Consider the following 25,833-nt stretch of genomic DNA (forward strand, 5'->3'; position numbering starts at 1 on the left):
CAAGACATTGCTAATGTATTTGATTGAGGCTGAGAGGAGGTGAATATTTTTGAATGAAAATTTTGTATATTTTGATAATTATATGTGCATTGTTGCTAATTGTATGGATGTCACTTAGCCCTTTATTCGGCAAAATTGGCAAGTTTATATCAAACAGAAAAAACAAAGTAGAAGATGACATTAAAAATAATGAGGAGGACTGGTTTGAATGAAGAAAAGTGTAATTGGAGCTATTGCGATAGGGGTATTATTAATTTTTGGGGCGATCGGATTAATTATGAGTTTAACAAAAGTAGATAATGGGAACGTTGGTATCGTCTACAGCCCGAATGGTGGCATAAAGGAAAAAGCGTTGGGACAGGGATGGCACATGGTTGGTTTGCTGGATAAAGTGAACGAGTACCCAACTAAATTACGCACAGTCGATGCTAAGGACTTAACTGTATCAACCAAAGACGGTAAAAACATCAATTTGGATTTATCATATAGCTACAAAATTGATGCTTCGAAAGCAACAGATATTTATAAAACGTTCGGCAGCGTACCGGTTGAAGAACTGGAAAAAGGATATATGGAACGCCGTTTATTAGAAACGACTCGCCGTGTTGTTAGCAAGTACAATTTACTGGACATTTACGGTGAAGATGCAACCGAAGCATCCATGAACATTCAAAAAGACTTTGCTAAAAATGTTGATAAGCTTGGATTTATTGTATCTGATACAACATTGGGTGCACCAAAGGCGGATGCTAAGACGCAGGCTGCTATTGATGACCGGGTAAAGGTATCACAAGAAAATTCTAAGAAGAAGCTAGAACTTGAAAATGATAAGATCGATGCTCAGCGTAAGGAAGTACAGGCACAAGGTGAAGCGACTAAACGCCAAATCGAAGCAACTGCAGAGGCAAAAGCAAATGAAACAGTTTCCAAGTCCATTACAACGGAGTTACTGAGGAAAATGGAAATGGAGGCACGAATTCAACACGGATGGATTACAACGCAGGGTGCTAATACAGTTGTAACGGATGGTAAGTAACGTGGATAGCTCTGTGAATGTGGACATTAGCCCCGAAGAAGCATATGAACTTGTTACAACCGTTATGGAGGCATTTAAGAAAATCATCAAAAAAATATTGGATTACATTGAATGCTTCTTTACTCGACATGCAAAAGCGAAAACATATATGCGTATAGCTATAGACACTAAGAATTCACGTATTAGGCGAAAAAATATGAAAAAAATACAAATACTACTGAATAGCTAGAAAATCATCACTTGGATGTGATTTAAATGATATGCAGACATATGATTGTAAAGGATCAATTTACGTTGGACGGCCATTTAGTCTCAAGAGAATGCGAAAGATGTGGAATGAAGTTATTTACAGGTTATAAGGAGATGAATGGATTGGAACAGTCTACAAACAATATTAATAATGATGGAGTCTACGTACAAGTAGATAACAAGGTAGTGTCTATAGAGGGCGCACCAGCAACAGGATTTGGACAAACAGTTATCAATTGGGCAGATGGTAAACCAGTAAGTGCAGAGACAACTACGAAACATAAAATCAAATACTAAACGTCTGATCGTAAAAATCGAAGGACGCAATGAGTTAGCTTAACGGCTACTTGTTGCGTCCTTTTTATTTAGGAGGGAATGTCATGATTCACAAATTGAAGAAGGAGTATCAAAGTGGCCGGCTCGATTTGCTAAGAATATTGGACAGTATGCCAAAAGAAGAATCACAGGGTGTTCCTGGTAAAAGAATAGTCAATTCAAAGAAAAAAGATAAAGCGACATTGATCCGTGAAATGATTAGTGACATGACATTCGCAATTGATTGGATGAGAACTGGACGCGAGCCGAATAGCATAAGAGGGATTGAGAGGCAGGGAGTATATAACAACACTGTACACATGGACCCGATGATACTGGCTAATATGATAGGAGCATCTATGACACAGAAAGAGGTGGACGAGTATCCACTAAATGAGTATGAGGCAGAGATATTAGAGTTCTTTCATTCTATTTTATCTGATCGAGAGAAAGAGTGTTTTATGTTGGTACGCGCAAATGAATACAGTTTCCATGAGGCAGCAGAGGCATTACATATTGAGAAAGGATCTGTACAGCAATACGTGCGTAGAGCCGAGGAAAAACTAAAAGAAGCATTTAGTAATAACCTTTGGTTTTATGATTATGTTCGGGGCTAATTCTTGTCTTACGTTTGCCTACTATATATGAAGGAAGCAATGCAAAACAAAAAGAAGGTGCTAGACACACCTTCCCATAGCCAGCCGTCACCGGCTTTGAGATAGCAACTGTAGCACGCGTGCTTTTGAGAGTTTGCTATCTCACCCATTATTTTAAATGAAAGCCGGTGTGAAATCAATGGAAATGGAACAATTGTTCAAGAAAAGTGAGAGAAAAGTATATATTGTAAACGGAAAACACTTATTAATACATGGCAGTTCAATGGATAGCTACTACGATACGTTGCTATCTAACATTAAAATAAGCGCAGTAGTAACTGATCCACCTTATGGAATAAATCTATTGAGTAATAAGAATACACTCGGAAGAAGTAAAACAGTCTACAAACCAGTACATGGAGATACAAGCACGGAAGCTTTCAAGATGTTTTATGAAAAAAGAATTGTATCTATGGGAATTAATAACTATGCAATTTTTGGTGGCAATTATTTTGCACCAATCCTGCCCAGTGCGAAGGGCTGGATTGCATGGGATAAGAAAGTAAATGCAGGAATGAGTTTCAGTAGGACAGAATTAATCTACACTAGTTTTCATAAAAAGACAGACATCATTGAGTATCGGTATGCTGGTGCAGCAGTTGAGCGAGAAGAACGAGAATATGGTTATAAGAGGTTTCACCCCACGCAGAAACCTATCGGATTATTACGTCGGGTTATTCAATTGTTACCAGATACAGAAGAGTATATCCTGGATGGGTTCGGTGGTAGTGCATCTTTAATGTGTGCGGCAGAGTATGAAGGTACCAAGTCAATCATCTTCGAGGTAGATGAGGAGTACATTAACCAAGGCATTAGCCTATACCTTAGTTTGTTCCCATCACATGAAATTAAGGAAATTGTATTTTGATATGGAGTGAGTGACATGCGGACAAGAGATGAGATAGATGCCATCTATAAGACATCGCGATGGGCTAAGACACGTAAAACTGTCTTAGCTCGCGATTATTATTTATGTCAAGAATGCAAGAGACGTGGAATCATTAAACAAGGGAACACGGTTCATCACATTATTGAGTTGAGAGAAGATACTAGCAAAGCTTTTGATTTAAATAACCTAGAGACAGTGTGTCTAGCCTGCCATAACATGGAGCATCCAGAAAAAGCTGGTGGTAGGAGAAAGGCAAAGAGAAATCCCAATGTTATTAAATTTTATAGGAACAATGACTTCAACATATAATTTTACAGGCATTTAAGACTATTTATTATATGTGGTAGGTCTAAATACACCCCCCTACCATGAATTCTGAAAAATTTGGTCAGATCCTGAACGGTTGCCCCCTCCCTTCACAATAAATTCGCTGATCAATTATTTTCAAAGGGCAGAAGGATTGTTTTTATTGCTGGTATATTGCGATTTTGAATACAGAAAGGCGGTGAGGAAATATGCCAACACCAGCAAAATCGATAGGACTTCAATTAATCGATGGAAATAAAAATCACAGAACAAAAGAAGAAATTGATAAAAGAATCAAAAATGAAAACAGATTAAAAATGAGTGCTGAGAATATACACCCACCGTCATGGTTAGACAAAACGGCAAAAAAAGAATTTAACAGAATAACAGCATTATTATTAGAAATAGACTTGATAAATGATGCTGATATTGCCCATCTTGCGCTTTACTGTGATTCGTATTCTCAATATCTTTCATATAAACGACAAGTCAAAAAGAAAGGGCTTTGGGTAGATAATAAACCAAATCCATTTATATTACGGATGAAGGATGCCGCCATTCAAATGCGATCGTTTGGAGCAGATTTGGGGTTGTCTCCAGCAGCGAGAGCAAAGTTAGCAATAAATCTAAGTAGCAATGACGAAAATGAAGACGAAGAATTCTAAGCCACTAATAGAAATGAGCTATACAGAGTTAGAAAGATGGTGGGCTAACTATGTAGAGGAACAAAAAAGCTGGGGTGGAATTTTAGAGAACCCTTATCCGGAACTTTTAACAACCTGGTACGCAGAAAGGCTGATTGATGGAAGTATTCCGGCCAGTAAAGAAAATATTTTAGCGGCTAAGCGTCATATATACGATTTATCAAGGCAAGGAACAGATGACTTTCCCTGGATATTTGATGAGGAAAGAGGTCACCGTCCAATTCGCTTTATTGAAAAAAAGTGTAAGCCTTCAAAAGGGGATTTTGATCAATTAGTTTTACAACCCTGGCAGCATTTTATCATTGGCTCACTTTTTGGATGGGTTCATCGAGATACTGGAATACGGAGGTTCCGTGAAGCTCTAAATATGGTGGGCCGGAAGAATGGGAAAACAACACTTATTTCAGGCGTATCAAACTATATGTTGGGCTTTGATGGAGAAAATGGAGCCCGCGTGTATGTATTAGCCAACGCAGAGCAACAGGCACATGAACTATTCGATGAAGCGAAAGCGATGGTTGAAAAATCTCCTTACTTGTCGAAAAAATTTAAAGCACAGAGAAATAAAATTAAATATGATGCAACTTTCAGTGAAATACAAGCACGCGCTTCTGACAGCAAACGACTGGATGGATTAAACACGCATCTAGGCATTTTTGATGAAATCCATGAATTTAGAAATTATAAGTTGCTAAATGTTATTCAAAAATCACGTGGGGCTAGAAAGCAGCCCTTACTAATCTATATCACCACTGCCGGCTATGTTTTAGATGGCCCGTTAATGGCGTATTTTGAGCAAGGTAAAGAATGCTTGGAAAACCTTAAAGATAATTTGGATGAAAGAACATTTTACTTCCTTGCTAAGTTAGATAATCCAAAAGAGGCAGATCGTCCAGAGCTTTGGATTAAAGCGAACCCAAACATTGGATTGATGGGATTTGTTGATTTAGTAACAGATTGGATCAAGCAACGCAAAAATGAAGAAGAGCGTGCTGATTGGCTGGCAAAACAGTTTAACTTTTTCAGTGATGTGGATGAGTTGCCATTCGTAACAGTAGAGACTATCAATAAAAATAAAAAGATTATTGATATCGAAACATTAAAAGGTCGAAAAGCGGTAGCAGGCTATGATTTGTCGGAAACAGAAGATTTTACGAGTGCTTGTTTGGAATTTCCATTAGATGATGGGACGGTTTTTATTTTGACTCATTCTTGGATTCCGCAAGTAAGATATAACCGTGATGATAACAAACCACGATTAGACAAATGGATAAAGGAAGGTTGGCTGTCTGTTGTTCCAGGTGACTATGTAAATTATGAACATGTCTACGATTGGTTAGTAGAACAATCAGAATTTTATCAAATTGAGTATATCGCTTACGACAGGGCAAAGGCCCTTTATTTAAATAAGTCATTAGAGAAATATGGGTTTAAAACAGAGAAAGTGATTCAAGGTTTTGTGACTTTGGGTGGCCCCTTACAGAATTTTAAAGAAATGATGCTCGATGGCAAAGTGATTTATAATAATTCATCCTTGTTTAGATGGTATTTAAACAATGTTCGATTGGTTGAAGATAGAAATAAAAACTGGATGCCCACTAAACAATCGAAAAATAGAAAAATTGATGGATTTGCCGCTGCATTAAATGCGCACGCCTTAGTAATTGATATGTTAGTAAAACCTGCTGGAAACAGAAATGTTGGTGTTATTAGTATGAGTGAGTTGATGAGAAAAGATTGAAAGGCGGTGAAATCTATATATGAATGTATTTCAAAAAGCAATTTATAAATTGGTACCAAGGTCTATTAAACAATCAATAATAAAGGAATCAGCAACAAAAAGTGATTTTAGCAAATGGATGGGAAGAGTGTTCTTTGGGTTAGAGAATGGAACGCTCGAAACGAATGAAAATATATTTTCTATTGTTTCGAGACTTGCTAATGTCTTATCTAGCCTACCGTTTAAGATGTATAAGAACTATGATCAAGTTAACGACGAATTTACTGATCGTTTAGTTTATTTTCCAAATCAAAATCAGTCACTTGATGATATTTTTAAAGTGTTGGAAGTCAGTAGGAACACCAATGGAAATGGGTACGCCCTAATATTTAGAGATATTAGGATGCAGTTCGAAAAATTAGTTCCGTTTAATCCAAATTATGTAGAGCCTATATTAAACACAGATTCTGGAGACTTGTGGTATCGGGTTAATAATGGAGGGAAATCTTTTTATTTCCATAACTCAGATATAATTCATGTCAAACATATTGCTGGCAATGGTAATTGGAAAGGGATTAGTCCCATTGGTGTATTAAAAAATTCTAATGAATTCGATAAGTCTGTTAGGGAGTTTTCATTAAAAGAAATGCAAACGGCTAGAGATTCGTTTATCTTAACTTATGATACCAATGTAGATGATGATAAGAGAGAAGCTATTGTTGCTGATTTTAGGCGGTTTTATCAGGAAAACGGTGGTGTACTATTTCAGGAAAGCGGTGTAACAATTGAGCAGTTGAAGCGAAACTTTATCGCTGGTGATATGAAAATATCTGAAGACATTACACGTGACAGGATTGCAAATGTTTATAACGTCCCGAACATTATGCTCAATTCGGGTGGTAATAGTTTCTCTTCAAATGAACAGGTAATGCAGATGTTTGTAGATACCAATCTTGCGTCAACTGTTAAGCAGTATGAGCGAGAGTGCAATAAAAAAATTCTTACTAAGGAACAGCGGATTTCTGGTTTATACTTCAAATTTAACTTAAACGGCTTATTACGTGGTGACACTACTGCAAGAGTGGCGCTATATCACGGCGGACTTCGTGATGGATGGTTAACTAGAGATGAAGTTAGGATAAAAGAAGACTATGCGCCACGGGGTGGTCCGGCCGACATGCTGTGGGTGTCGGGTGATATGTATCCATTGGACATGGACCCAGCGTTAAGAAAAATAACAAAACGAAATGAAAGAGACGTATCGGAATGATGTGTCTTATTTTTGTGCCTTTGAAAGGGGTGAGAATATGAAAAAGAAATTTTGGGAGATGAAACAATCAGCAAATAAGAATGAGGCTGATATATACATTTATGGCGAGATTGTAGCATATAAATGGGATGACGGAGATACGACTGCAGCTAGCTTTCACAATGATTTAAAAGCTCTTGGTGATGTAGAAATCATTAATCTGCATGTAAATAGTCCAGGAGGTAGTGTATTTGAAGGTATAGCAATCGGAAACATGCTAAAAGCACACAAAGCGACAGTTAATGCTTATGTTGATGCTTTGGCCGCCTCTATTGCAAGTGTCATCACTGCAAGTTGCGATGTGGTTTATATGTATTCAAACTCAATGCAAATGATCCATCATCCATGGATGGGGTGTCGTGGAAATGCAAAGGATTTTAGGAAAACTGCTGATGATTTAGATGCAATTGCACAAGCGTCAATTATTACCTATCTGAATAAATCTAATGGCAAGTTGAATGAAGAGCAAATAGTGGAAGTTATGGACAATGAGTCATGGATCTCCGCTATTCAGGCGCAAGAATATGGGCTATGTGACATTATCTTGGGTGAAAATCAGATTGCTGCGGCATTGAGTACGGATCTCTTTGAAAAATATCAAAATGTACCTGAACAGTTCAGACAGGTAATTCAAAACAATCAACAAGTTATTACAGAAGAACGTGTACAAATGGCAGAACAAGCTAAGCAAAGTAAGCAATATATTAATGAAATACTAGGAGGAATATGAATATGAAAACACTATTTGAATTAAAACAAGATATGCTAACAATTGGCGATCAGTTACAGAAAACAGAAGGTGAACTTGCGCAGAAAGCGGTAGATCCTAAAGTTAATATTAGTGAATTAACAGATATCAAAGAATTGAAAAAAGACCTTAAAGCTAGGTTTGACATTATTAAAGAACAACATGATTCTCTAGAAGCCGAACAAAAAGCTGCCATGCAAAATAAAGAAATGAGAGCTAGCTTTTCTGATGATCCTAATCAAAAAATTATTGAAGCGAAAGCGGCATTAATTCGGAAAACGATTGCTAAAGAATCAGTACCGGTTGAAATTTTTCAAGCTTTAGGTGATGACGATACATCAAAGGGGAATGCATTTTTACCGAAAACGGTTGCTAATGATATTTTAGTTGAGCCGCTTGTAAAAAACCCTTTACGAAATGTATCGACGATTACTGGTATTCCAAATCTAGAGATTCCAAAAGTTTCTTTTTCGCTGGATGATGATGAGTTTATTGGAGATGACGAAACTGCCAAAGAGTTGAAGGCGAAGGGAGATACAGTATCATTTGGCCGCCATAAATTTAAAGTATTTACTGGTATTTCGGAAACAATTCTACTAGGAACCGATACGAATCTAGTGTCTACCGTAGAAAGCAATCTTCAAAGTGGAGTGGCAGCTAAGGAACGAAAGGTTGCATTCACTAAAAATCCTAAACCTGGTGAGGAGCACATGAGTTTTTACGATAAAACAAAAGTGAAAATTAAAGAAGTTGAAGGCATTGACTTGTACAAGGCGATTAAAGCTGCAGTTGCCAATTTGCATGAAGACTATCGTGAAAATGCAACCATTTTCATGACGTATACAGATTATCTGGATATTATTGAGAAACTTGCAAATGGAAGTGCCACGCTCTATTCAGCGCAACCAGAACAAATTCTAGGGAAACCGGTTGAATTTACTGATTCCGCGGTAGACCCTGTTATCGGAAATTTTGCATATTCTCATTTTAACTATGATATTGCCGCTCAATTTGAGCAAGACAAAGATATCAAGACAGGGATTAATCAGTTTGTTGTAACGGCGTGGTTAGATCACCAAATCAAGTTGTCTTCGGCATTCCGTATCGCAACTGTTAAGCCCTGAGCCGCCCCAAGCGCCATCCGGACTTAAAGGAACAAGTAACGTCACACTTGTAAATTTGAGCTGGGACGCGATAGAAGGGGCAACGAATTATAAAGTATACCGTGACGGAAATGAAATTGGAGAAAGTGATACTAACACCTTTAAAGATACAGGTTTGACAGCGGCAACAGACTATAGCTACCAAGTGAAAGCGGTATGTGGTTTGCTGACGTCTGAACTCTCATCTGCAGCAATAATAGCAACTAAAGAATCGCAGAGTGGGTGATTAATTATGGCACTTGATCCAAACAGCGAAGAAGATTTTGAATATCTGAAAAGTTCTTTACGGATAGATTTGGAAGATGATGACCTTCTTCTAAAACGATTGGTAGGGGCTTCTCAACGAACACTTATTGGGCAGATAGGACCTGATGATAATATTTTTTATGATGAAAACGAGCAATTTGACCTTGCGACAATCATGCTGACGGATCATTTCTACAAAACGCGTTCGGCGACAATCGAAAATGTAACAAGTATTGTACCGCCATTCGGCGTTAATATGATTATTCTGGACTTAAAAGCTAGTTACAGGGTGCATACGCGGAAAGTGAGTGATCTCAGTGCCGATTAGTCGAACGGGCAAGTTGAATAAACGATTAATGTTTCAAGAAATTAAGACCAAAAAATCCCCTACAACTGGGCAAACTATAAAAGAGCCGGTGGACTTATTCAAAGCTTGGTTTGGATATAAACAAAAATATTTAAATGAAGTGAAGGGTGAAGTGGGAACTGTTTTGGAGTCTACAGTTACGCTGATTATTCGACAGAAGCAAAAAAAAGAAGTACAGAGTGATTGGATTGTAAAGATAAAAGGTGAGCTGTTTGATATTATCAAAATAAATCCTGATACGGAAGATGAGGAATTTTTGGTTTTAATATGTAAGGTAAAGGCGTAAGAGGTGATTGGTAATGGTCAAAGGTTTAGATGAGTTAGAGGCCAATATTACAAAGCTCATGTTGCAGAATCAATCAGAAGCAAAGAAAGCGGTGATGGAAGTTGCGGAGGACTTTGCTAAGACGCTAGAACGTAATACGTCGTATGATACTAACAGTAAAACAGGGATTCATCTAAGAGATGACATTCAAGTCAGTGGTTTTAAGGGCGGGGGACAAGGTATTGTAGAAAAAGATATCGGTTTTGGTACACGAACAAGCTGGCGTTCACATTTTCCAGATGGAGGAACTGCCCGTTTTCCTGGTAAGCATTTTAAGGATCAAACTATTAATGAAATGAAACCGAAAGCGCAAAAAATTTATGCAGAAGCTGTGAAAAGGGGCTTAGGCCTATGATTGCTATTATTGATGCTTTTCAAGCCTTATATCATGATGAAGAATTGAATAAGCTTATGAATGAAATAAGGGGAAAGAAGCTAGAGGAACAAACGATTTTTCAATTAGAAATTGATGAAGACTTTCTTAAATTAGAGAAAGCGCCATTGATTCGTATCGAGGATATCGATAGTCATGGCGCTTTTTATAATGATGACAAACGTGGTGCAGATGATGAATCTATTCAAATTTCTACTATGGCTCAGACAGTTGAAGAGTTGGCTGACTTATTGCCCATCATAGATGAAGCAATGAAAAGGGCTAATTTTGAGCAATACAATAGCAAAATATACAAAGAAACTGATCTTGGTTTAATGTATAACGCTAGATCTTACAGGCGTATTAATTATTTATGAAATGGAGTGTTATAAATGGCTACAACAGAAAAAGTTGCAAAGATTGGTTTATCGGAGTTTAAATATGCCAAATTGAATGAAAAAGAAACAGTTGAATCTATGGACGACATTAAAAATATCCCTGGTTTACAGGAAGCCAAGCAAACGGTAGTTATGGATTCGGAAATAATATTCGCAGATGATGGTCCATACCTCATTTTAAATTCAGGGATTACTGAACTGAAATTAGAGGTAGGTATCGTAGATATACCTACTGAACATAAACCTGATTTGTTGGGTGTATTAATTGAACAGGGTATGGAAATTTACAAAAAAGATCTTACGCCGCCATATGTAGCCGTATCATTTAGATTTAAGTTATCTAATAATAAATATGGCTATTTTGGTATGATGAAGGGTCAATTCAGCCTTCCATCGGCAGATATGAAAACACAGGGTGAAAAGAATGAAGCGCAGACAGATAGTATTGAGGGGAATTTTGTTGCTCGTAATGACATTATGTACATTATTGGTCGAGAAGACCACCCCGATTTCAAGTTAGAGGAGTTTATGAATAAAGTTTATGGTGGGGTAAGCGCATCAACACCCTGATCGCCCCTCGAATTTCAGAGTCACTGATATCACAAATTCCACAATAACCTATGAGTGGGATGATGATGCATCAGCAGAATATTTATTGTACTTCAATGGCGAGGATAGACCGCGACGATTTACCACAAATGTCGCGGTAATATCTGATCTGCAGATGAGTACTTATTATTCTGCTAGTATCAGTGGTAAAAGCGGAATACTAGAGGGAGAACTCAGTAATATAGTAACGAAAAAGACTTTATATCCAAAGCCAACCGTTTCAAGAGTTTTATTAGGCGACACCTATATAAATGGTTCGGCAGTCAATAATCCCAATGTCACTAACTGCAGATTGTATAGAAAGGGCGAATCAGTGGCACTTTTAACGGGGACAATCACAGCTGGGGCATTAAAAATTTATGTATTAGGGAATGCCAGCATTACTGCAGAAAAAGAATATGATATTAGAGTAGTTGATGGAAATCCCAATTTGCCAACTTCAATACCTGGGATGCCCGCGACAATAACTATTGAATTACCTAAATTAACACTTAATCCAGTCACCTCAACATTAAAAGTGATTTCTGGAGAAACAGAACCCGCTGGTCAGGTAAGAATAAACATAGACAATGTAAATAAAACAGTCGTAACGGCAGATGTAAATGGTCTGTTTTCAACTGTTTCCAGTAATGTTACTTCAAATTCTATTATAAAAGTAGAGGCAAAAGTTGGGACAATATACCCTGTATATGTCGCTGTACGCGCAGACTCACATGCTTTACCAGATGCGCCAACTCGTGAAGTGAAGGATTTAGAAAGTTTTACAACATTATCTTCATGGGTGCTGCAATCAGGAGTAGGGACAATGAAATCCTCTGATACGGTTAATACAAAAGATACCCAAGCTATCAAGCTAACAGCCGACAAAGTCATTGGATTTATGCGCAATAATACTTTTAATATTGATTTGAAAGAAGCTACTGCAATAGAGTGCTTGTTATTTGTAAAAGATATAGCAGCGCTTGATAAAGTTATTGTTTATCTTGCAAATGATATTGGACTAGCAAATAACATGAGCTTCACAATCAATAGTTATGAGTTAGTGACGGGATGGAATAAAGTAGCTGTAGCATTATCAAGTGGAAAAGTCACGGGTTCTTTTACAAAGGCGCAGGATATTAAAGCAATGCAACTACGTGTTGAACCTAATACGGAAATGAAGGCGGAGGTATCATTCGACTTAATCTCATCCGTTAGAGCAGATAAAGCGAATGTGTTATTTGTATTTGATGACGCTTGGAATGAAGCTAAAGTTGGTATAGCATCGCTTGAAAGTAAAGGTCTTCGGGCCAGTATTAGTGTTGTAGAAGTGAATGAAAAAGATGCTAGATTTATGACTAACACTGAGTTAAAGGGGCTGAATCTTAGCGGACATGATTTACTCAATCATACCAAAGACCATCCTCATTTAGATTTGTTAAGTAAAGCTGATCAACGCGTACAATTTGATTCCTGTAAAACGTATCTAACGGCAAATGGTTGGACACGTGCGAATGATTCAGTGATTTATCCTTACGGTGATTACAATAGCGATACATTATTGGCCTTATCAGAAGGTGGCTACAAGTTGGGCCGTTCATTAACATCGGGGCTTGAAATTAATAATCCAAACAATAATTTCCTGGTGCGTACGTATAATTTGACGCCTGATCGAACTATTGCGCAGGCAAAGAATACTATTGATTATGCAATTGCAACTGGGAGTACATTAGTGTTTTTAAATCATCGTTTAGGTACTGCGGAACAAATGTTAGACACAATGTTTTGGCGCTCTGACTGGTTTGAACAGATGACCGTATATGTGAAACAAAAGGTTGATGATCAAACGCTGAATGTTATTACAGTATCTGAGTGGCTGCTACAATAAAAAAGTAGGTGAATATTTTTGGCAAAAACTATGGAAAAAGTTGATATAGCAATAGGCGAACATGAGTTTGTAATTACAATTAAAAATAAGGAAATAGAAGCCTACAAAGATTTAATTAATAAAGTCAATATAAGCTTACAGCAAGCAACAGCATTTAAAGAAAGTATCGAATTGCTGAAAGATAATATTGAATTATTTCTAGGAGAAGGAACATTTGAAAAAGTGTTTAGTAGTTGCGAATACAGCATGCTAAAAACCATGAATATTATGTTTGTAATTTTGGAGGCAGTTGGTAATAAGATTTTTGAAGATGAAACAGTAGAAATTCCAACAGAAGAAATGGTTGAAGGCGAAATTTTGCCAGAATAAATACAATAAAGGCCTCCATTTGGGGGCTTTTTAAATTGGAGGAATTGTAATGAAGATTGTTTTTAAGGATATAAATGACAAGGTAACAGCATCATATGAGAAGAAAAGAACCACAGCTCGAGATTGGTTAGAAGCGACATTGTTTCAGGAGAGGGCGGAACAAAGAAATAATAAAATGAATGAAGCTCTTCTTAAAATTAAAAGCAGAAGTGATTCAGAGGAGCCGCTTACCGATGATGATGTATCTGCAATTGATGCATCGTTTTCTAATAAAGATGTACGTGAAGGTGTACTTGATGGTATTGATTTCTTGGTTAAAATTTATGGGAAACAGTTTACTAAAGATGAGGCTTTAGATGGTTTGAGCCCAGATGAATATAATAACGCTGTCAACGATGCAATTGAATTTGCATTAGGTGGAAGTGGTACACAAGAGGAAGAAAAAAAGCCACGATCGGGTACAGCGAAGCAGCAAGACGAATTAAGTTGATATATAAACAATTAATTGATGTAGGTTACAAAATAAATGAAATTGACAATTTAGATATCGATGACATAGCTCTACTTGCAAATATCAGCACGATAAATGAAGAAGGATATGGAAAAGATGATGTCGTACCATTTGACGTTGCATTTCCGATGTTCTTCTAAAGTCAAAAAGGTTAAAGTGGGTGAATAATATATGATGGGTAATGGTAAAATTGGTGATTTGGTTGCGACAGCTGGCTTGGACATAGATCCTTTTCAACAATCGGCAAGGGTGCTGAAAACTCAAGTAAGGTCGCTTGGCCAACAAATGAAAAGTGCAGAAGCAACATTTAAAGGCCAAGGTAATACAATTAATGGACTAAAGAACAAGTATCAAATCCTTGGGCAACAGATGAAAACATCCGAGGCTTTGGCTCAAAAAACACGTGCTGAGTACGAAAAACAAAGAAAAGCAGTAGGTGATTTGAGTACAGCTACGGACAAAGAGAAACAGTCGCTTCTGAAAGCTGAGGCGGCAATGCATCAAGCAGAAACAGGAGTAGAGCAGCTACGCCTAAAGCACAAAGCGCTTGAAAAAGACATCCTTTTGGCATCTAACGCCTTTGTTCAACACGGTAAAAAAGCACAAGAGTTTGGTACGAAGATGCAGGGTGTTGGAAAGAACATCTCTAATGTTGGAATGGGTATTACAACTAAATTTTCAGCACCAATTGGTGTGGGGATTGGATTAGCTGTGAAGGCAGCATCTGATTTTGAGAGTGCTTTCACAGGAGTGAAAAAAACAGTTGATGAAGTTGTAGGTAAGAATGGGCAAGTAACATACTCTTATCAAATGCTTGAAGATGGGATCCGGAACATGGCTAAGCAATTACCAGCTTCTGCGACAGAGATTTCAGCTGTTGCCGAGGCTGCAGGTCAATTAGGGATTCAGACCCCAAACGTGCTTTCATTTAGTAGAACCATGATTGATATGGGAGAATCTACAAACATGTCGAGCGAAACGGCAGCAACATCACTAGCTCGTTTTGCTAATATCACTAAAATGAGACAAACGGATTTCGACAAGCTGGGATCTTCTATTGTTGATCTTGGAAATAATTTCGCCACAACAGAATCTGATATTACAGAAATGGCTTTACGCCTAGGTGGTGCAGGTTCACAAATAGGTTTATCCCAGGCTGACATTGTAGGATTGTCGGCTGCTTTGAGTTCGGTTGGTATTGAGGCAGAAATGGGTGGTAGTGCTTTTTCTAAGGTTATGGTTAACATGAAGGTCGCTACTGAAACTGGATTAGACAAGGTAAAAGCGCTTGAAAGGGCTACTGGTATGACTCGGAGAGAATTAGAGCTACTTGCGAACCATGATAGTGATAGCTTTAAAGCAATAGCCATAGACATGGGTCTCACAACAACAGAACTTAATAAAATGTTAAATGCGGGCAAGAACCTAGAAGGATTTAGTAAGGTTGCCGGTATGACTGGGGAAGAATTTAAACAAGCATTTGAAAAGGATGCTGTTGGTGCTATTGGCGCTTTTGTAAATGGTCTTGGTAACGCAGAAAAACATGGAACGTCTGCGATCGAATTATTAGACGAGATGGGGTTCTCAGAAGTCCGTTTACGTGATAGCTTGCTTCGTGCTGGTAATGCAAGTGAGTTATTCGGTAATGCAGTACAAACATCTAACAAGGCTTGGAAAGAAAATTCAGCACTTACGAATGAGGCCACAAAACGTTACAAGACATTTGATTCACAACTTAAGATTTTTAAAAATAAGATTACTGATATTGCTATTGATATCGGTGGGCCGTTTATGAAAGCTATGAACAGCGCTCTTAAAGCGGCAGAACCGTTTTTAGATAATGTTAAAGCAACTGCTAAAGCATTTTCAGAAGCATCACCTGCTACGCAAAAGTTTATTGTTAACCTTGGATTGGCGGCTGTTGCGCTTGGTCCCTTGACCTTAGGTATGGGTAAATTAATTGGTGCCGGTGGAACTATTTTTTCTACAGTCGGAAAGGTTAGTCAAGGGATTGGCAGACTTTCTGTTCAAATGCGACTAGGGAAAACGAGTGCTGATTTATTGACTGCGGGAGCGAAGAATACGGGCACAGGGTTGGCTGTTGCAACCAGAGGTGCTAGCTTATTTGGCTTAGCATTAAATCCTTTAGGGATTACAATTGGCGCTGTTACAGTCGCATTAGTTGGTGGATATGCGGCTTGGAAAATTTGGGGCGAGAAAGCTTATGATTCCGCCCAAAGAACAAAAAAGTGGGGAACAGATGTCGGCGTGAGTGCTGATGAAGCATTAACAAAAGTATCAAGATTTTCTGATGATGGTCGTGTAGCGATTGCTACATTTGATCAAGATTCAAAGAAAAATGCTGAATCAATTAAAATTGCTTATCAGGGTATAGCTAAGGTTATTAATTCTAGCATTGATGATTCTATCAAGGCTTTGAAAAAGTCCTACGAAGGATTAGATCCAGAGATGAAGGCTTTCTGGGAAAAATCAGTTAAAGAGGCTGAAAAAGGAGCAGAAGAGCAAAAGAAAGTAGTAAAAGAACAAGCGGATGCAGCTTACAACATTGCGAAAAATGTTTCTGAAAATAATAGAAAAATGACAAAAACAGAACAAACTATGCTGGGGAATATTAATTCGGCATTGCTTGATGAACATATTAAAGCATTAAAATTATCAGCTTCTCAAGAAAAAAATATAAAGGCTGCCTTATATAGTGATATTTCTCAAATGACGAAAGATCAATCAGGAGAGAATGCAAGCAGGGTTTCAATAGCCGCTAAAAAAGAAGTAGAGATTTTTAAACAGAAGACAAAAGACATTGAGAGGTTGTATGAAGAAACAGGAAATTATGAAGCATATCAAGCATCTCTAAAATCATTAGATTCAAAACATAATACTACATTATCAGCAATGATGACAAGATGGGTGGAGCTTGCGAGAGCAAGTGGAACCTCAGAGAATATGATTGAAGGTTATTTAGAATCCATGGGTCTAAGTTTGAGCAAATTAGACAAAGCCTCAAAAGATGCTGCAAATGGAACGGAAGCAAATTTAGGGATACTTTCTTCAGCGGCTGGCAAGGCTGACCTAGCATGGAACCAGATGATACTTGATCCCAAAACAGGTGAAGTAAGAACAAATGCACTGCCTGAAATTGCGAAGGCAATGAAATCTAAAGCAGGTTGGGATAACTTAAAATTCATTATGAAGGAAGCTAAATTAAATTCAAATGCGAAATTGATTATAGCGGAAGCCGCAATTTCTTCTGGAAAATGGAACGAAATGACTTGGACCGAAAAGAAGGCTTTAATTGAAAATAACAGTGCAGCTGCAGTTGTTCAAGCGTTAGAAGATAACAAGAAATGGAATACTCTCACATTTGAGCAAAAAAGCGCTATATTAAAGAGTAACTCGCCTGAGACATTGAATGATGTAATGATCCAATTTGATTTGTGGAAAAATGTCCCCTGGGATGCGAATAAAAAGAAAGCTGTATTAGAAACCAATGCCCCGGAAACCTTGAAAACATCGCTTGAAGTAAATAATAGATGGACACAGTTACCTTGGATGAAGAAAAACATGCTAACTGGTACAAATGCAAAAGAAACTTTTGATTCTGTTACACGAACACAAAAATATTTTAACAACTCATGGTGGACGACAAAAGCGGCTAATGTAAACACCAATGCTGACTATACAAGTAGTATTTTAAGTCGACTTTTATCTGATTGGGGAAGAATACCAAACAGGGATCAAAAGATATTAGAAATTGCATATAGAACAAGTGGCAAAGCGCCATCTGGACCGCAAGGGTTTGCTACAGGAACACCATTTCATCCAGGTGGGCTAGCAATGGTAAATGACGCCAAAGGAAGGCATTACAGAGAATTAATTACTACGCCGAGTGGTTCTTCGTATGTTCCTGAGGGGCGGAATGTTATTCTCAATTTAGAAAGAGGTACTCAAATTTTGCGAGGTGACAAAACAAGTAAGTTGTTGAGAGGAATACCCAGATACGCTAAAGGTACAAAAAAAGCTAATGCATACTCAACAAAAGTAACTAACATGATCGCTGATGCTGGCCTAGACTATAGAACAGCTTCTATTTCAGCTAAAGCGTATATAGAGCGATTAAAACAAATTAATCAACAATATAAGCTAAATGCTACGCAATCAAGAAAAATTCAGACAAATATTGCTTCAACAAACAAAGCAATGGTACAAGCAAGTAAAAATGCTGTAAAAGCTAATGAAGCGACGACGAAGAAGATTCAAGCAAATTACACTAAAAATGTGAATACCAAAATCGCTGATCTAGGTGCTGATTACAAGACTGGTACTATCAGTGCTCAAACGTATATCACAAAATTAAAGCAGATTAATAAACAGTACCGATTAAACTCGGACCAAGCACGAAATATCAAACTAAATATTTCAGCTGCGACAAAGCAAATAGCGGCACAAAATACGAAGCTCAATAAATCTATTCAAACGTCCACTGACAAGTATTTCAAGCAAGTAGACGCGATAAATAAAAAAACGAGAGATAGCATAACTGAGGCTAGTAATAATTACAAGGAAGCCTTAAAAAGCAATCAAGAAGCTGCTTATAAACAATCGGGTTTATTTGATCGAGTCTCTAAAACTTCATATGATGGCACCGGATTATTATTCAATTTAAAGACGCAAACAGAACAACAAAAAGAATTTATGGCATCAATAAATAAATTGAAGAGTAGAAAAGCAGATAAAAAATTGATTGAAGAACTTTTACAAGAAGGCCTAGGGGCAACCGGAGAAATTACAGCAATCGCCAATCTATCTAATGCGGATTTAAAAGCATATCAAGCAGAATGGACAAAAAAACACAATAATGCTAATAAAATTGGGCTCGAATTGTCTGCAGGTGAGAAGGCCGCAATGGATAAAGCGATAAATGATGCTAAGAAAAAGGCAAGCACAGATTTAGCAAGCGCAAGAAACAGCTGGTTAAAGGAACTGGACAAAGCAAAGCAATTTAAAAACGCTGGTTCTATTCTAGGAAAACAGACTGTTTCTGGTATTATTTCTGGTTTCAAAGCTATGAATGGGCCGTTAAAAAAAGAATCGGATTATATTGCTAAAACGATTGAAAATACGATTAAATCACGATTGAAAATACATTCGCCATCGCGATTAATGGATGAAGAAGTTGGCCGACAAGTTCCAGCTGGAATTGGAGTTGGAATGATTCGAAATGTTGGGGCTATTATTAAGCCTATTGATCAAACGAAGAATTTATTAACTAAGTCATTTGATGGAATGGCTTATTCAGTTTCTCCAAAAATGGATTTACTGAATTCAAAAGGAATGCAATTACTATCAAATTTAGATGTAACCGATCCAGTCGCTGTTAGTAAGGTATCCAATACCCAGAATGTCATTGATTTAGATGAACTGATTAAATCTATTGAACAGGGTAATGCCCAGCAGAACGTCTTGCTAGCCGGAGTTATTCAAGCTATTTCTAAGCTTGTAATGGATAAAGACAGCATGTTGAAATACACAAATGACAAACAAGGCGCTGACACAAATATGTCAATCTTCGAATTGGGGGGACTATAATCATGAATGAGATGTACATTTATAAGCCGGATACAGGAGAACAGATTACAGTTAGCAAAGATACTATTGGAGTCGATTTTTTGAGTCATTTACTTTCGTCCCCCGAAGTTGAAACTGAATTTATCAATTTAGCAGGACATGATGGCATGATTGACACGGATGGAACTTTTGAAAGTAGGAAAATAATTTGTCATTTCGTAACCCAAGCCAAGGATCTTCATGATTTTTATTTAAAACAGCAAGAAGTTTATGGGCTGTTCTTTGATAGGAAAGGGTACTATATTCGTTTTAAAAGAATGCCAGGTATTCAATACATGGTTAAACCACTGCCTTTTGATATTACAAAAGCAAATTTTAAAACGGGTAAATTTGATATTGAATTTAATGTTTTTCGAGGATATGGAGAAAGTATTGGCACCACTTTGTCTCCGTTTACTACGGATTCTGAATTGTGGCAGACAGGGCAAGGTCTTATAGGGACTGAATTTGAGTATTCTTTTGCAACTAATAGATTCAAGGTATTCAATGCAGGGGATTTTGATGTTAATCCGAATTTCCATGACTTACTCATTACAATTACCGGTAAAAGTGAAAACGGGCTAAGACCAGATGATTTTGCTTCCAATACAGGCGGAATGCAACTATACAATCAGACTACAGGCGATCGTTTCATTTACTATCCGGCATTAAATGAAGGGGAAGTGTTAACGATTGACGGTGTCTATCCAAAGCTAAACGGTATTGAATCAGGTAGGTCAACGAATCATGAACTTATTTCCTTGAGAAAAGGATGGAATGCATTTGAAATATTAAATGCAAGCAGATTGAACGTATCGTTCGATTTTCCGTTCTTATATAAGTAGGTGATTAAGCTGAAAAATGTAGTGATCCAAGATTTTGATAACAATTACGCTGAGATATTGACAGATTTTGATAGGTCGAATTTTCAAGAAGAGTGGCAAGAGAATACTAGTTGGCAATTAAAATTGTCGGTAACGAAAACACGAAAAAATAAGTTTACTTTTGACCTTATTAATTTTGAGAGTTCTGTTCTTTTTGATAATCAAGAGTTTGTAATTAAGCAAATGAATCATAACTTTAATGGCATGCGACAAACAAAGGAAGTAACGGCGGTCCATATTATGTACACGATGCAATATGATTTTCAATATGACGTCATATCTGGAAAGAAAACGATAGCACAATTATTGCACCATATTTTTGATAAAAACACACTAGGGTTTACCTGGACAACTGTTGGAACGTTCCCGAGTGTTGAGCAAGAGAACTTTGGTAACGCCAATCTTTTGGACCTAGTAAACGAGGTTTTAAATGATTATTTTGCAGTTATTATTGCTGACAAGAAACACTTGGTATTTTATGCGAAAAGTGAATATGGGATTAAGACAGAGAACACAATACGATACAACTATAATACGGATGAATTTACACTAGATTGTGACACGACAAATTTAAGAACAGAGATACGGGGAATAATGTCGGGGTACTTCCCACCAGTGATTTATCGTAATCAAGCAGCCTTCGAAAGATGGGGACTCAGAATAGCGGCGCCTGTTGAGGATGAACGCTACTCTGATAACAATAGCATGCTCATTCGTTTAGAAAGAGAACTACAATATTATCCGGCCATTTCATGCAGTGTAGTTATGAAACTACCATATCAGGTAGAGAAGGGTGACTACGTTATTATCGTGCATACAGAGCTAGATATGAAATTAGATGTACAACTCGTTGGCTATATTAAATATCCTTTAGTTAAAAGTAAGCCCCCAGAACTAACTTTTTCTAATGCTAAAAAAGACATGATCAATATTCAGCGAGATATTTTAAAAGTAATTAAGAAATTGAAGAAAGGAGCTTCCAAATGAGTGAATTAAAGAAATGGGAGAATAACGCATTAAACGATAGCAATTTTAGGCAAGTGTTTAATGGAAATGTAGACGTTTTAAATAATCGTCTGTTGGACTTAATGAAGTATGACTCATATACGAAATCTCGAATTGATAATTTAATTTTAAATGTGTCGGGAAATGATATAACAGAAGTTGTCGATGCAAGGACCAGTTTAAATGGTACTATTCATCCTACGTTAAGTAGTAGATTAACCGTTTTTGAACAGGCAATGGCCAATCTACTAGCGGAGATGAATACACGTATGGCTGTTTATGAACAGACTAACCGAGAGTTAGAGGCTCAACTAAAAGCCATTTATGGTGCAGCTGAGGCTAATTTGGAACTTTATGTTGATGCGAGTAAAGGGAATGATACGACCGGAACAGGTGCCTTAGATGCGCCATTTAAAACAATCAACAAAGCAGTCCAACAAATTCCGCGAGCCATGAATAGCAGTGCTGTGTATATAAATATTGTACCAGGGACTTATAATGAGGATGTTTATATACGAGATAAGCAGATAAGTGCAATTTTCATTAGAGGAACAAATAGCGCTTCTGTAGAACCTTCAAAAAGTCAAACAGGCGTTTTTGTTCGTCATATTAATTTTCAAGATTGCTTAGGTTACCTTTCTATTGTCGGATTGAACCAAATAAATGCCGACCAAACTCCACAAAAGAAAGGAACGTTTGTATTTACAAGATGTGGCTATGCGAGTGTAGGATTGTGTAGGTTTGATGACAGTAAGGCTAAAACGAACCTAGTACCTGCGATTGTTATTGATTCAGGAAAAGGTGGAGCGCATAGTAGTTATTTTTTGAATCAATATGCAGCGCAAATTGATCAGTATACTTCACATTCCAACTTTCCTTATACAAACACGGGGGCAGGGAACACCTATGGGGTTATTTCAGATGCGTCGATTGTGCAAATAAATCCCCCATTTAAGGTTGAGGCTACTACTCAAACTCTTACTAAGAACGGAGGTATGTTAGTCTAATGGCCATTAATGAAATTTATAAAGATTTAGGAACGGATTTAGAAATATCTAGTTTGCACCAAAATTCAATCGATCTAAAAGGCAGTTTTTCTACACAGGATATTAAAACAGCTCGCTTAATATTTGATATTGAAAAAAATGATATTCCACTTCCAATGAGCTCACTATCTGCAACAATTTATATGAAGGGCAGCGGCTTTGTAGTACAAGATATTTGCCAAGTGAACAAAGAAATGAGTCAGATAACATATATTATTGATAGTGAAACAATCAAGCATTATGGATCAGTGCAGGCAGAGATATATTTGCGGTACAATCAGGGGCAATCATTATCTGTGCATAAATTTCATTTTAGAATAAATCAAGCGCTTATTGATCAAGATATAGAAGTTATTTATCAAGTGTATATTCGTGATTTAGAAGATGTGAAGGCTGAATATATAGCGAACTTCGAAAACTTGGATACGGAGTTACGGAAGATGTTAGAGGAATTGCGAGTTGAGATAACAGCTCTCGAAGACGATTCAGACTCATTGAGCGCAAAACTTACGTTGTTAGAGCAAACATTGATTGCAATGGATGCTCTGAAAAAATCAGGGGACGTTGCAACAGGTACACTAAATAGTACAGCAGAATCAGCCTTTAATGTGAGTTGTGGAGGTTTGAGGCATTATATTGGGTTACAGCAAGCCGGAACGATTGTACGGATACAAATAGGCACATCAGCAACGAAATGGGGAAAATATGTTGATGTAATTGTTGGCGGAACAGAGATTATAGCAGATGGTGATTTGCGGATTAATCCGATTTCGACCACAACAACCTATGCTACAGGGATTGCACCACTTAGTGCTACTTGGACTAAATCAATCATTAACGGAGTCGAGAAACCAGCTTCAAACACTGTTACGATGAAAAATCTTATGGAGTTTGGCAGAAATGGGGATAAACCGTATATCCGAGGTAATGTTGAAGTAGATGGTTCTCTGACATTAGACGTGAGTAAAATTAACTCTGCTATGTATTTTGATGCAAGTAATGTAACAGAAAATATGTCATGGGCTAGGGGGCCAGGTGTGAGGTCTGGTGACCGACTGGCAGAAATGGGGATAAGTGGTGTTGGGAAAACAATCAATTCTGCCTATATCGGTGTAGGGGCTTCCCCCTATCTGAAAGCGAATGGCTTATTTATTGACTTTAGAACCAAAATAATGTCGCTTTTTGGCATTGATATAGAAACCGTCCTAGGCTCACAATCGAAAATTGATAAATTGAAAAAGGATTTCAATACTCCGATTACCCCGCTTACATTAAAAAATGGTTTTACAGCACAAAATAATAGCACTGTGGGGTACTTAGCAATCCCATTAGGAAATCGCTATTTAATCTGGGTAGTTGGTTGGATTAGCGGCAACTCAGGGTTATTTGCAACGATGCCCACTCTATTTTTACCAGATGCGATTTGGCAAACTGCATTTACTGGAGCGCAGCAGTCAAGTGTAGCATCAAATCAAACAAACCTGTATATAAACCCTGTGAATGGGAATATGGAAGTTGTAGCAATTGGAAGCACCACAGTGAATGTAGCGCTGCATACTATGATGTACCTAACGAAAGAGGTGATAGTATGAATTTCCAACTAGCCTATGAATTTGATGAAAATCGTATTTTTTTAAAAGATAGTATTGTATTCCCCAAGTATATCTACATTACGGATGATGGTAAGGAATTTAATGATTTCGGTGAAGCAAGTGAACATCAAAAATTATTATTTCCACTACAGGAGGTTACTATTGAACGTGAGAATAATACTGAGAACCTAGCTGAAGGTGAGGAAAGTGAGATAAAGATAGAAACTATTTTTCTTGAGCCAACTCATATTCCGGATGTTTTAATAAAGGAGATTTTTATATTACCTGATAACTGTACATGGGAACCTGCACCGAGTCCTGCGAATGATGCAACTTGGAATGGGAAACGGTGGATAAATGGCGAAACACCTGAAATGATTCCGCCTCAACCAAGCCAAGCAGAATTACTAGTAAAAGAGATTGAAGTCGCAAAGCAAGATAATGTGGAACTGCGAGAAATATTGCTAGATATCATAACAGAAAGTTTAGAATAGAGGTGCCGATATGAGTTTTTTAATTAAAAAATTTGTTGAGTCTATACTCGATGAGGATGTAGATAGGATGATAGAGGATGTTCCAATGCGCTATAGGGATCAGGTGCAGCAAGCATTAGATGAGCACTATGCAAAACAAGAAGAAGTAAGCGCTGAGTAGCGCTATTTTTATTGGTAAGAAAGGGGTTGTTGATAATGAAAGATAAAAAATATGACGATTCAATAGAAGGAATTGCATTTGTGATGTTGTTATACAATCTGCTGACGGGGCTTTTCTTCATAATTTCTGGGAACCAAGTGATAGAACATAGTCTACTGTACCAACAATTAGGGAGTTTATTTACGATGGATATGTGGGGGCTGATATTTTTAAGTAGTTCTATTCTATTGATGTTCGGAATTGTGACCAAAACAAAAACAGCTTATGTTTCTTTTCTTTTTGGTGGATCGATTGGTGCATGTGTCATGTTTTTATACGCTATCGCCCGGTTTGATACGACAGACTATACTTTATTCGCGGCAAGGTATTCTATGATGGCAATTTTGCAACTGGGCATTGCGATATACGGGGGTGTTATGGCATGGAATCACCGCAAAAAACAGAAATAGAGTATGTCACGCAAAAAGATTTTCAAAAGCATAAGGCTAAAATTAATAGGCGAGTAAATGGTTTAGAAGATATTGTTGGAGAACTTCGATTATCCAATGCAAAAACAAATGCCATATTAACTAACATTGAATTAAATACGAGAGAAACGAAAGAATCAGTAAAAGAACAAGCGGTGGATCAAAAGAAAATAAATGAAAAACTCAATGAGCATGCTGTATCTTTAGTGAAAATTGAGAGTGAGAAAGATTTGAGCAAAACAAAAATTGATACCAAGGGGAGAATTATCGTTGCAGTTATTGGGGCTGTAGGGATTGGACTCACCGTTATTGCTGCAATCGCGTCCCCACTTGCTAATTATTTTTTTAAATAACACACCAAAATTATAACGCTCATTCAGCGTTATTTTTTATGGAAAGG

General features: G+C 37.4%; 27 protein-coding genes. All 27 read left to right on the plus strand.

Annotation, left to right across the window (positions count from 1 at the left end):
• Nucleotides 1-208 precede the first annotated feature (208 nt).
• The 27 genes from EP58_RS06370 (at nucleotide 209) to EP58_RS06505 (ending at nucleotide 25,786) form a co-directional block, all read left to right on the plus strand.
• Nucleotides 209-1,036 carry a prohibitin family protein gene (locus EP58_RS06370; protein WP_036091349.1) on the plus strand — a complete coding sequence of 276 codons (828 nt, stop codon included), beginning with the start codon at nucleotides 209-211 and terminating at the stop codon, nucleotides 1,034-1,036.
• A 372-nt stretch (nucleotides 1,037-1,408) separates the two neighbouring features.
• Complete coding sequence (locus tag EP58_RS17345) at nucleotides 1,409-1,582, plus strand: DUF3954 domain-containing protein (RefSeq protein WP_143812793.1); 174 nt, start codon at nucleotides 1,409-1,411, stop codon at nucleotides 1,580-1,582.
• Nucleotides 1,583-1,665: 83 nt separating this feature from the next.
• Complete coding sequence (locus EP58_RS06385; RefSeq protein ID WP_036091355.1) at nucleotides 1,666-2,217, plus strand: sigma factor-like helix-turn-helix DNA-binding protein; 552 nt, start codon at nucleotides 1,666-1,668, stop codon at nucleotides 2,215-2,217.
• Between the two features lie 178 nt (nucleotides 2,218-2,395).
• Nucleotides 2,396-3,124 (plus strand): DNA methyltransferase, encoded by a 729-nt coding sequence (locus EP58_RS16950; protein WP_112859889.1) that lies wholly within the window; start codon nucleotides 2,396-2,398, stop codon nucleotides 3,122-3,124.
• Between the two features lie 15 nt (nucleotides 3,125-3,139).
• Nucleotides 3,140-3,454 (plus strand): HNH endonuclease, encoded by a 315-nt coding sequence (locus EP58_RS06395; protein ID WP_036091357.1) that lies wholly within the window; start codon nucleotides 3,140-3,142, stop codon nucleotides 3,452-3,454.
• A 206-nt stretch (nucleotides 3,455-3,660) separates the two neighbouring features.
• The gene (locus tag EP58_RS06400; RefSeq protein ID WP_036091359.1) at nucleotides 3,661-4,116 is read left to right on the plus strand and encodes a phage terminase small subunit P27 family; all 456 of its coding nucleotides are present in this window, start codon (nucleotides 3,661-3,663) and stop codon (nucleotides 4,114-4,116) included.
• The gene (locus tag EP58_RS06405; protein WP_036091741.1) at nucleotides 4,097-5,896 is read left to right on the plus strand and encodes a terminase large subunit; all 1,800 of its coding nucleotides are present in this window, start codon (nucleotides 4,097-4,099) and stop codon (nucleotides 5,894-5,896) included. Before EP58_RS06400 ends, EP58_RS06405 begins: the two co-directional genes overlap by 20 nt.
• Nucleotides 5,897-5,915: 19 nt before the next feature.
• Nucleotides 5,916-7,145: a phage portal protein gene (locus EP58_RS06410; RefSeq protein ID WP_036091360.1), complete on the plus strand. Its 1,230-nt coding sequence runs from the start codon at nucleotides 5,916-5,918 to the stop codon at nucleotides 7,143-7,145.
• A gap of 37 nt (nucleotides 7,146-7,182) precedes the next feature.
• Nucleotides 7,183-7,914 carry a head maturation protease, ClpP-related gene (locus EP58_RS06415; protein WP_036079572.1) on the plus strand — a complete coding sequence of 244 codons (732 nt, stop codon included), beginning with the start codon at nucleotides 7,183-7,185 and terminating at the stop codon, nucleotides 7,912-7,914.
• A gap of 2 nt (nucleotides 7,915-7,916) precedes the next feature.
• Nucleotides 7,917-9,056: a phage major capsid protein gene (locus tag EP58_RS06420; protein WP_036091362.1), complete on the plus strand. Its 1,140-nt coding sequence runs from the start codon at nucleotides 7,917-7,919 to the stop codon at nucleotides 9,054-9,056.
• A gap of 271 nt (nucleotides 9,057-9,327) precedes the next feature.
• Nucleotides 9,328-9,669, plus strand: coding sequence for a head-tail connector protein (locus EP58_RS06430; RefSeq protein ID WP_036091365.1), 342 nt, complete (start codon nucleotides 9,328-9,330; stop codon nucleotides 9,667-9,669).
• On the plus strand, nucleotides 9,659-9,994 hold the full coding sequence (locus EP58_RS06435) for a phage head closure protein (RefSeq protein WP_036079566.1): 336 nt from the start codon (nucleotides 9,659-9,661) through the stop codon (nucleotides 9,992-9,994). Before EP58_RS06430 ends, EP58_RS06435 begins: the two co-directional genes overlap by 11 nt.
• A gap of 13 nt (nucleotides 9,995-10,007) precedes the next feature.
• A complete protein-coding gene (locus EP58_RS06440; RefSeq protein WP_036091368.1) occupies nucleotides 10,008-10,388 on the plus strand; it encodes an HK97-gp10 family putative phage morphogenesis protein in 381 nt (126 codons plus the stop codon).
• Complete coding sequence (locus tag EP58_RS06445) at nucleotides 10,385-10,783, plus strand: hypothetical protein (protein WP_036079564.1); 399 nt, start codon at nucleotides 10,385-10,387, stop codon at nucleotides 10,781-10,783. The genes EP58_RS06440 and EP58_RS06445 overlap by 4 nt, the downstream gene beginning before the upstream one ends.
• A gap of 15 nt (nucleotides 10,784-10,798) precedes the next feature.
• Nucleotides 10,799-11,374, plus strand: a complete 576-nt coding sequence (locus EP58_RS06450; protein ID WP_036091371.1) for a major tail protein — start codon at nucleotides 10,799-10,801, stop codon at nucleotides 11,372-11,374.
• 154 nt (nucleotides 11,375-11,528) lie between these two features.
• Nucleotides 11,529-13,280: a polysaccharide deacetylase family protein gene (locus tag EP58_RS06455; RefSeq protein WP_143812795.1), complete on the plus strand. Its 1,752-nt coding sequence runs from the start codon at nucleotides 11,529-11,531 to the stop codon at nucleotides 13,278-13,280.
• An 18-nt stretch (nucleotides 13,281-13,298) separates the two neighbouring features.
• The gene (locus EP58_RS06460) at nucleotides 13,299-13,649 is read left to right on the plus strand and encodes a hypothetical protein (protein WP_036091375.1); all 351 of its coding nucleotides are present in this window, start codon (nucleotides 13,299-13,301) and stop codon (nucleotides 13,647-13,649) included.
• A gap of 49 nt (nucleotides 13,650-13,698) precedes the next feature.
• Entirely contained in the window at nucleotides 13,699-14,139 is a 441-nt protein-coding gene (gene gpG, locus EP58_RS06465) for a phage tail assembly chaperone G (RefSeq protein ID WP_036091376.1), read from the plus strand.
• A gap of 192 nt (nucleotides 14,140-14,331) precedes the next feature.
• The gene (locus EP58_RS06470) at nucleotides 14,332-19,767 is read left to right on the plus strand and encodes a phage tail tape measure protein (RefSeq protein WP_052171372.1); all 5,436 of its coding nucleotides are present in this window, start codon (nucleotides 14,332-14,334) and stop codon (nucleotides 19,765-19,767) included.
• 2 nt (nucleotides 19,768-19,769) lie between these two features.
• A complete protein-coding gene (locus EP58_RS06475; RefSeq protein ID WP_052171373.1) occupies nucleotides 19,770-20,630 on the plus strand; it encodes a phage tail family protein in 861 nt (286 codons plus the stop codon).
• Between the two features lie 21 nt (nucleotides 20,631-20,651).
• Nucleotides 20,652-21,656 carry a phage tail protein gene (locus EP58_RS06480; RefSeq protein WP_052171374.1) on the plus strand — a complete coding sequence of 335 codons (1,005 nt, stop codon included), beginning with the start codon at nucleotides 20,652-20,654 and terminating at the stop codon, nucleotides 21,654-21,656.
• Entirely contained in the window at nucleotides 21,653-22,681 is a 1,029-nt protein-coding gene (locus EP58_RS06485) for a hypothetical protein (protein WP_052171375.1), read from the plus strand. Before EP58_RS06480 ends, EP58_RS06485 begins: the two co-directional genes overlap by 4 nt.
• Nucleotides 22,681-24,312: a BppU family phage baseplate upper protein gene (locus tag EP58_RS06490; protein ID WP_036091379.1), complete on the plus strand. Its 1,632-nt coding sequence runs from the start codon at nucleotides 22,681-22,683 to the stop codon at nucleotides 24,310-24,312. Before EP58_RS06485 ends, EP58_RS06490 begins: the two co-directional genes overlap by 1 nt.
• Nucleotides 24,309-24,806: a hypothetical protein gene (locus EP58_RS06495; RefSeq protein ID WP_036091381.1), complete on the plus strand. Its 498-nt coding sequence runs from the start codon at nucleotides 24,309-24,311 to the stop codon at nucleotides 24,804-24,806. Before EP58_RS06490 ends, EP58_RS06495 begins: the two co-directional genes overlap by 4 nt.
• A gap of 10 nt (nucleotides 24,807-24,816) precedes the next feature.
• A complete protein-coding gene (locus EP58_RS17585) occupies nucleotides 24,817-24,966 on the plus strand; it encodes a hypothetical protein (RefSeq protein ID WP_167333278.1) in 150 nt (49 codons plus the stop codon).
• A 35-nt stretch (nucleotides 24,967-25,001) separates the two neighbouring features.
• Nucleotides 25,002-25,415: a hypothetical protein gene (locus tag EP58_RS06500; protein WP_036091382.1), complete on the plus strand. Its 414-nt coding sequence runs from the start codon at nucleotides 25,002-25,004 to the stop codon at nucleotides 25,413-25,415.
• Nucleotides 25,388-25,786 carry a hypothetical protein gene (locus EP58_RS06505; RefSeq protein ID WP_036091385.1) on the plus strand — a complete coding sequence of 133 codons (399 nt, stop codon included), beginning with the start codon at nucleotides 25,388-25,390 and terminating at the stop codon, nucleotides 25,784-25,786. The genes EP58_RS06500 and EP58_RS06505 overlap by 28 nt, the downstream gene beginning before the upstream one ends.
• Nucleotides 25,787-25,833: the final 47 nt, after the last annotated feature.

Origin of the sequence: Paenilisteria newyorkensis (assembly GCF_000766145.1) — a bacterium.
GTDB lineage: Bacteria > Bacillota > Bacilli > Lactobacillales > Listeriaceae > Listeria_A > Listeria_A newyorkensis.

Excerpts from the sequence above, each read along its gene's own strand:
- EP58_RS06490 (WP_036091379.1), top strand. The coding sequence starts at position 22,681 with ATGGCCATTAATGAAATTTATAAAGATTTAGGAACGGATTTAGAAATA.
- EP58_RS06500 (WP_036091382.1), top strand. The coding sequence starts at position 25,002 with ATGAAAGATAAAAAATATGACGATTCAATAGAAGGAATTGCATTTGTG.
- EP58_RS06455 (WP_143812795.1), top strand. The coding sequence starts at position 11,529 with ATGAGTACTTATTATTCTGCTAGTATCAGTGGTAAAAGCGGAATACTA.
- EP58_RS06475 (WP_052171373.1), top strand. The coding sequence starts at position 19,770 with ATGAATGAGATGTACATTTATAAGCCGGATACAGGAGAACAGATTACA.
- EP58_RS06400 (WP_036091359.1), top strand. The coding sequence starts at position 3,661 with ATGCCAACACCAGCAAAATCGATAGGACTTCAATTAATCGATGGAAAT.
- EP58_RS06405 (WP_036091741.1), top strand. The coding sequence starts at position 4,097 with ATGAAGACGAAGAATTCTAAGCCACTAATAGAAATGAGCTATACAGAG.
- EP58_RS06385 (WP_036091355.1), top strand. The coding sequence starts at position 1,666 with ATGATTCACAAATTGAAGAAGGAGTATCAAAGTGGCCGGCTCGATTTG.
- EP58_RS06410 (WP_036091360.1), top strand. The coding sequence starts at position 5,916 with ATGAATGTATTTCAAAAAGCAATTTATAAATTGGTACCAAGGTCTATT.
- EP58_RS06420 (WP_036091362.1), top strand. The coding sequence starts at position 7,917 with ATGAAAACACTATTTGAATTAAAACAAGATATGCTAACAATTGGCGAT.
- EP58_RS17585 (WP_167333278.1), top strand. The coding sequence starts at position 24,817 with ATGAGTTTTTTAATTAAAAAATTTGTTGAGTCTATACTCGATGAGGAT.
- EP58_RS06415 (WP_036079572.1), top strand. The coding sequence starts at position 7,183 with ATGAAAAAGAAATTTTGGGAGATGAAACAATCAGCAAATAAGAATGAG.
- EP58_RS06470 (WP_052171372.1), top strand. The coding sequence starts at position 14,332 with ATGATGGGTAATGGTAAAATTGGTGATTTGGTTGCGACAGCTGGCTTG.
- EP58_RS06495 (WP_036091381.1), top strand. The coding sequence starts at position 24,309 with ATGAATTTCCAACTAGCCTATGAATTTGATGAAAATCGTATTTTTTTA.
- EP58_RS06370 (WP_036091349.1), top strand. The coding sequence starts at position 209 with ATGAAGAAAAGTGTAATTGGAGCTATTGCGATAGGGGTATTATTAATT.
- EP58_RS06450 (WP_036091371.1), top strand. The coding sequence starts at position 10,799 with ATGGCTACAACAGAAAAAGTTGCAAAGATTGGTTTATCGGAGTTTAAA.
- EP58_RS06440 (WP_036091368.1), top strand. The coding sequence starts at position 10,008 with ATGGTCAAAGGTTTAGATGAGTTAGAGGCCAATATTACAAAGCTCATG.
- gpG (WP_036091376.1), top strand. The coding sequence starts at position 13,699 with ATGAAGATTGTTTTTAAGGATATAAATGACAAGGTAACAGCATCATAT.
- EP58_RS06445 (WP_036079564.1), top strand. The coding sequence starts at position 10,385 with ATGATTGCTATTATTGATGCTTTTCAAGCCTTATATCATGATGAAGAA.
- EP58_RS06430 (WP_036091365.1), top strand. The coding sequence starts at position 9,328 with ATGGCACTTGATCCAAACAGCGAAGAAGATTTTGAATATCTGAAAAGT.
- EP58_RS16950 (WP_112859889.1), top strand. The coding sequence starts at position 2,396 with ATGGAAATGGAACAATTGTTCAAGAAAAGTGAGAGAAAAGTATATATT.
- EP58_RS06505 (WP_036091385.1), top strand. The coding sequence starts at position 25,388 with ATGGAATCACCGCAAAAAACAGAAATAGAGTATGTCACGCAAAAAGAT.
- EP58_RS06485 (WP_052171375.1), top strand. The coding sequence starts at position 21,653 with ATGAGTGAATTAAAGAAATGGGAGAATAACGCATTAAACGATAGCAAT.
- EP58_RS06395 (WP_036091357.1), top strand. The coding sequence starts at position 3,140 with ATGCGGACAAGAGATGAGATAGATGCCATCTATAAGACATCGCGATGG.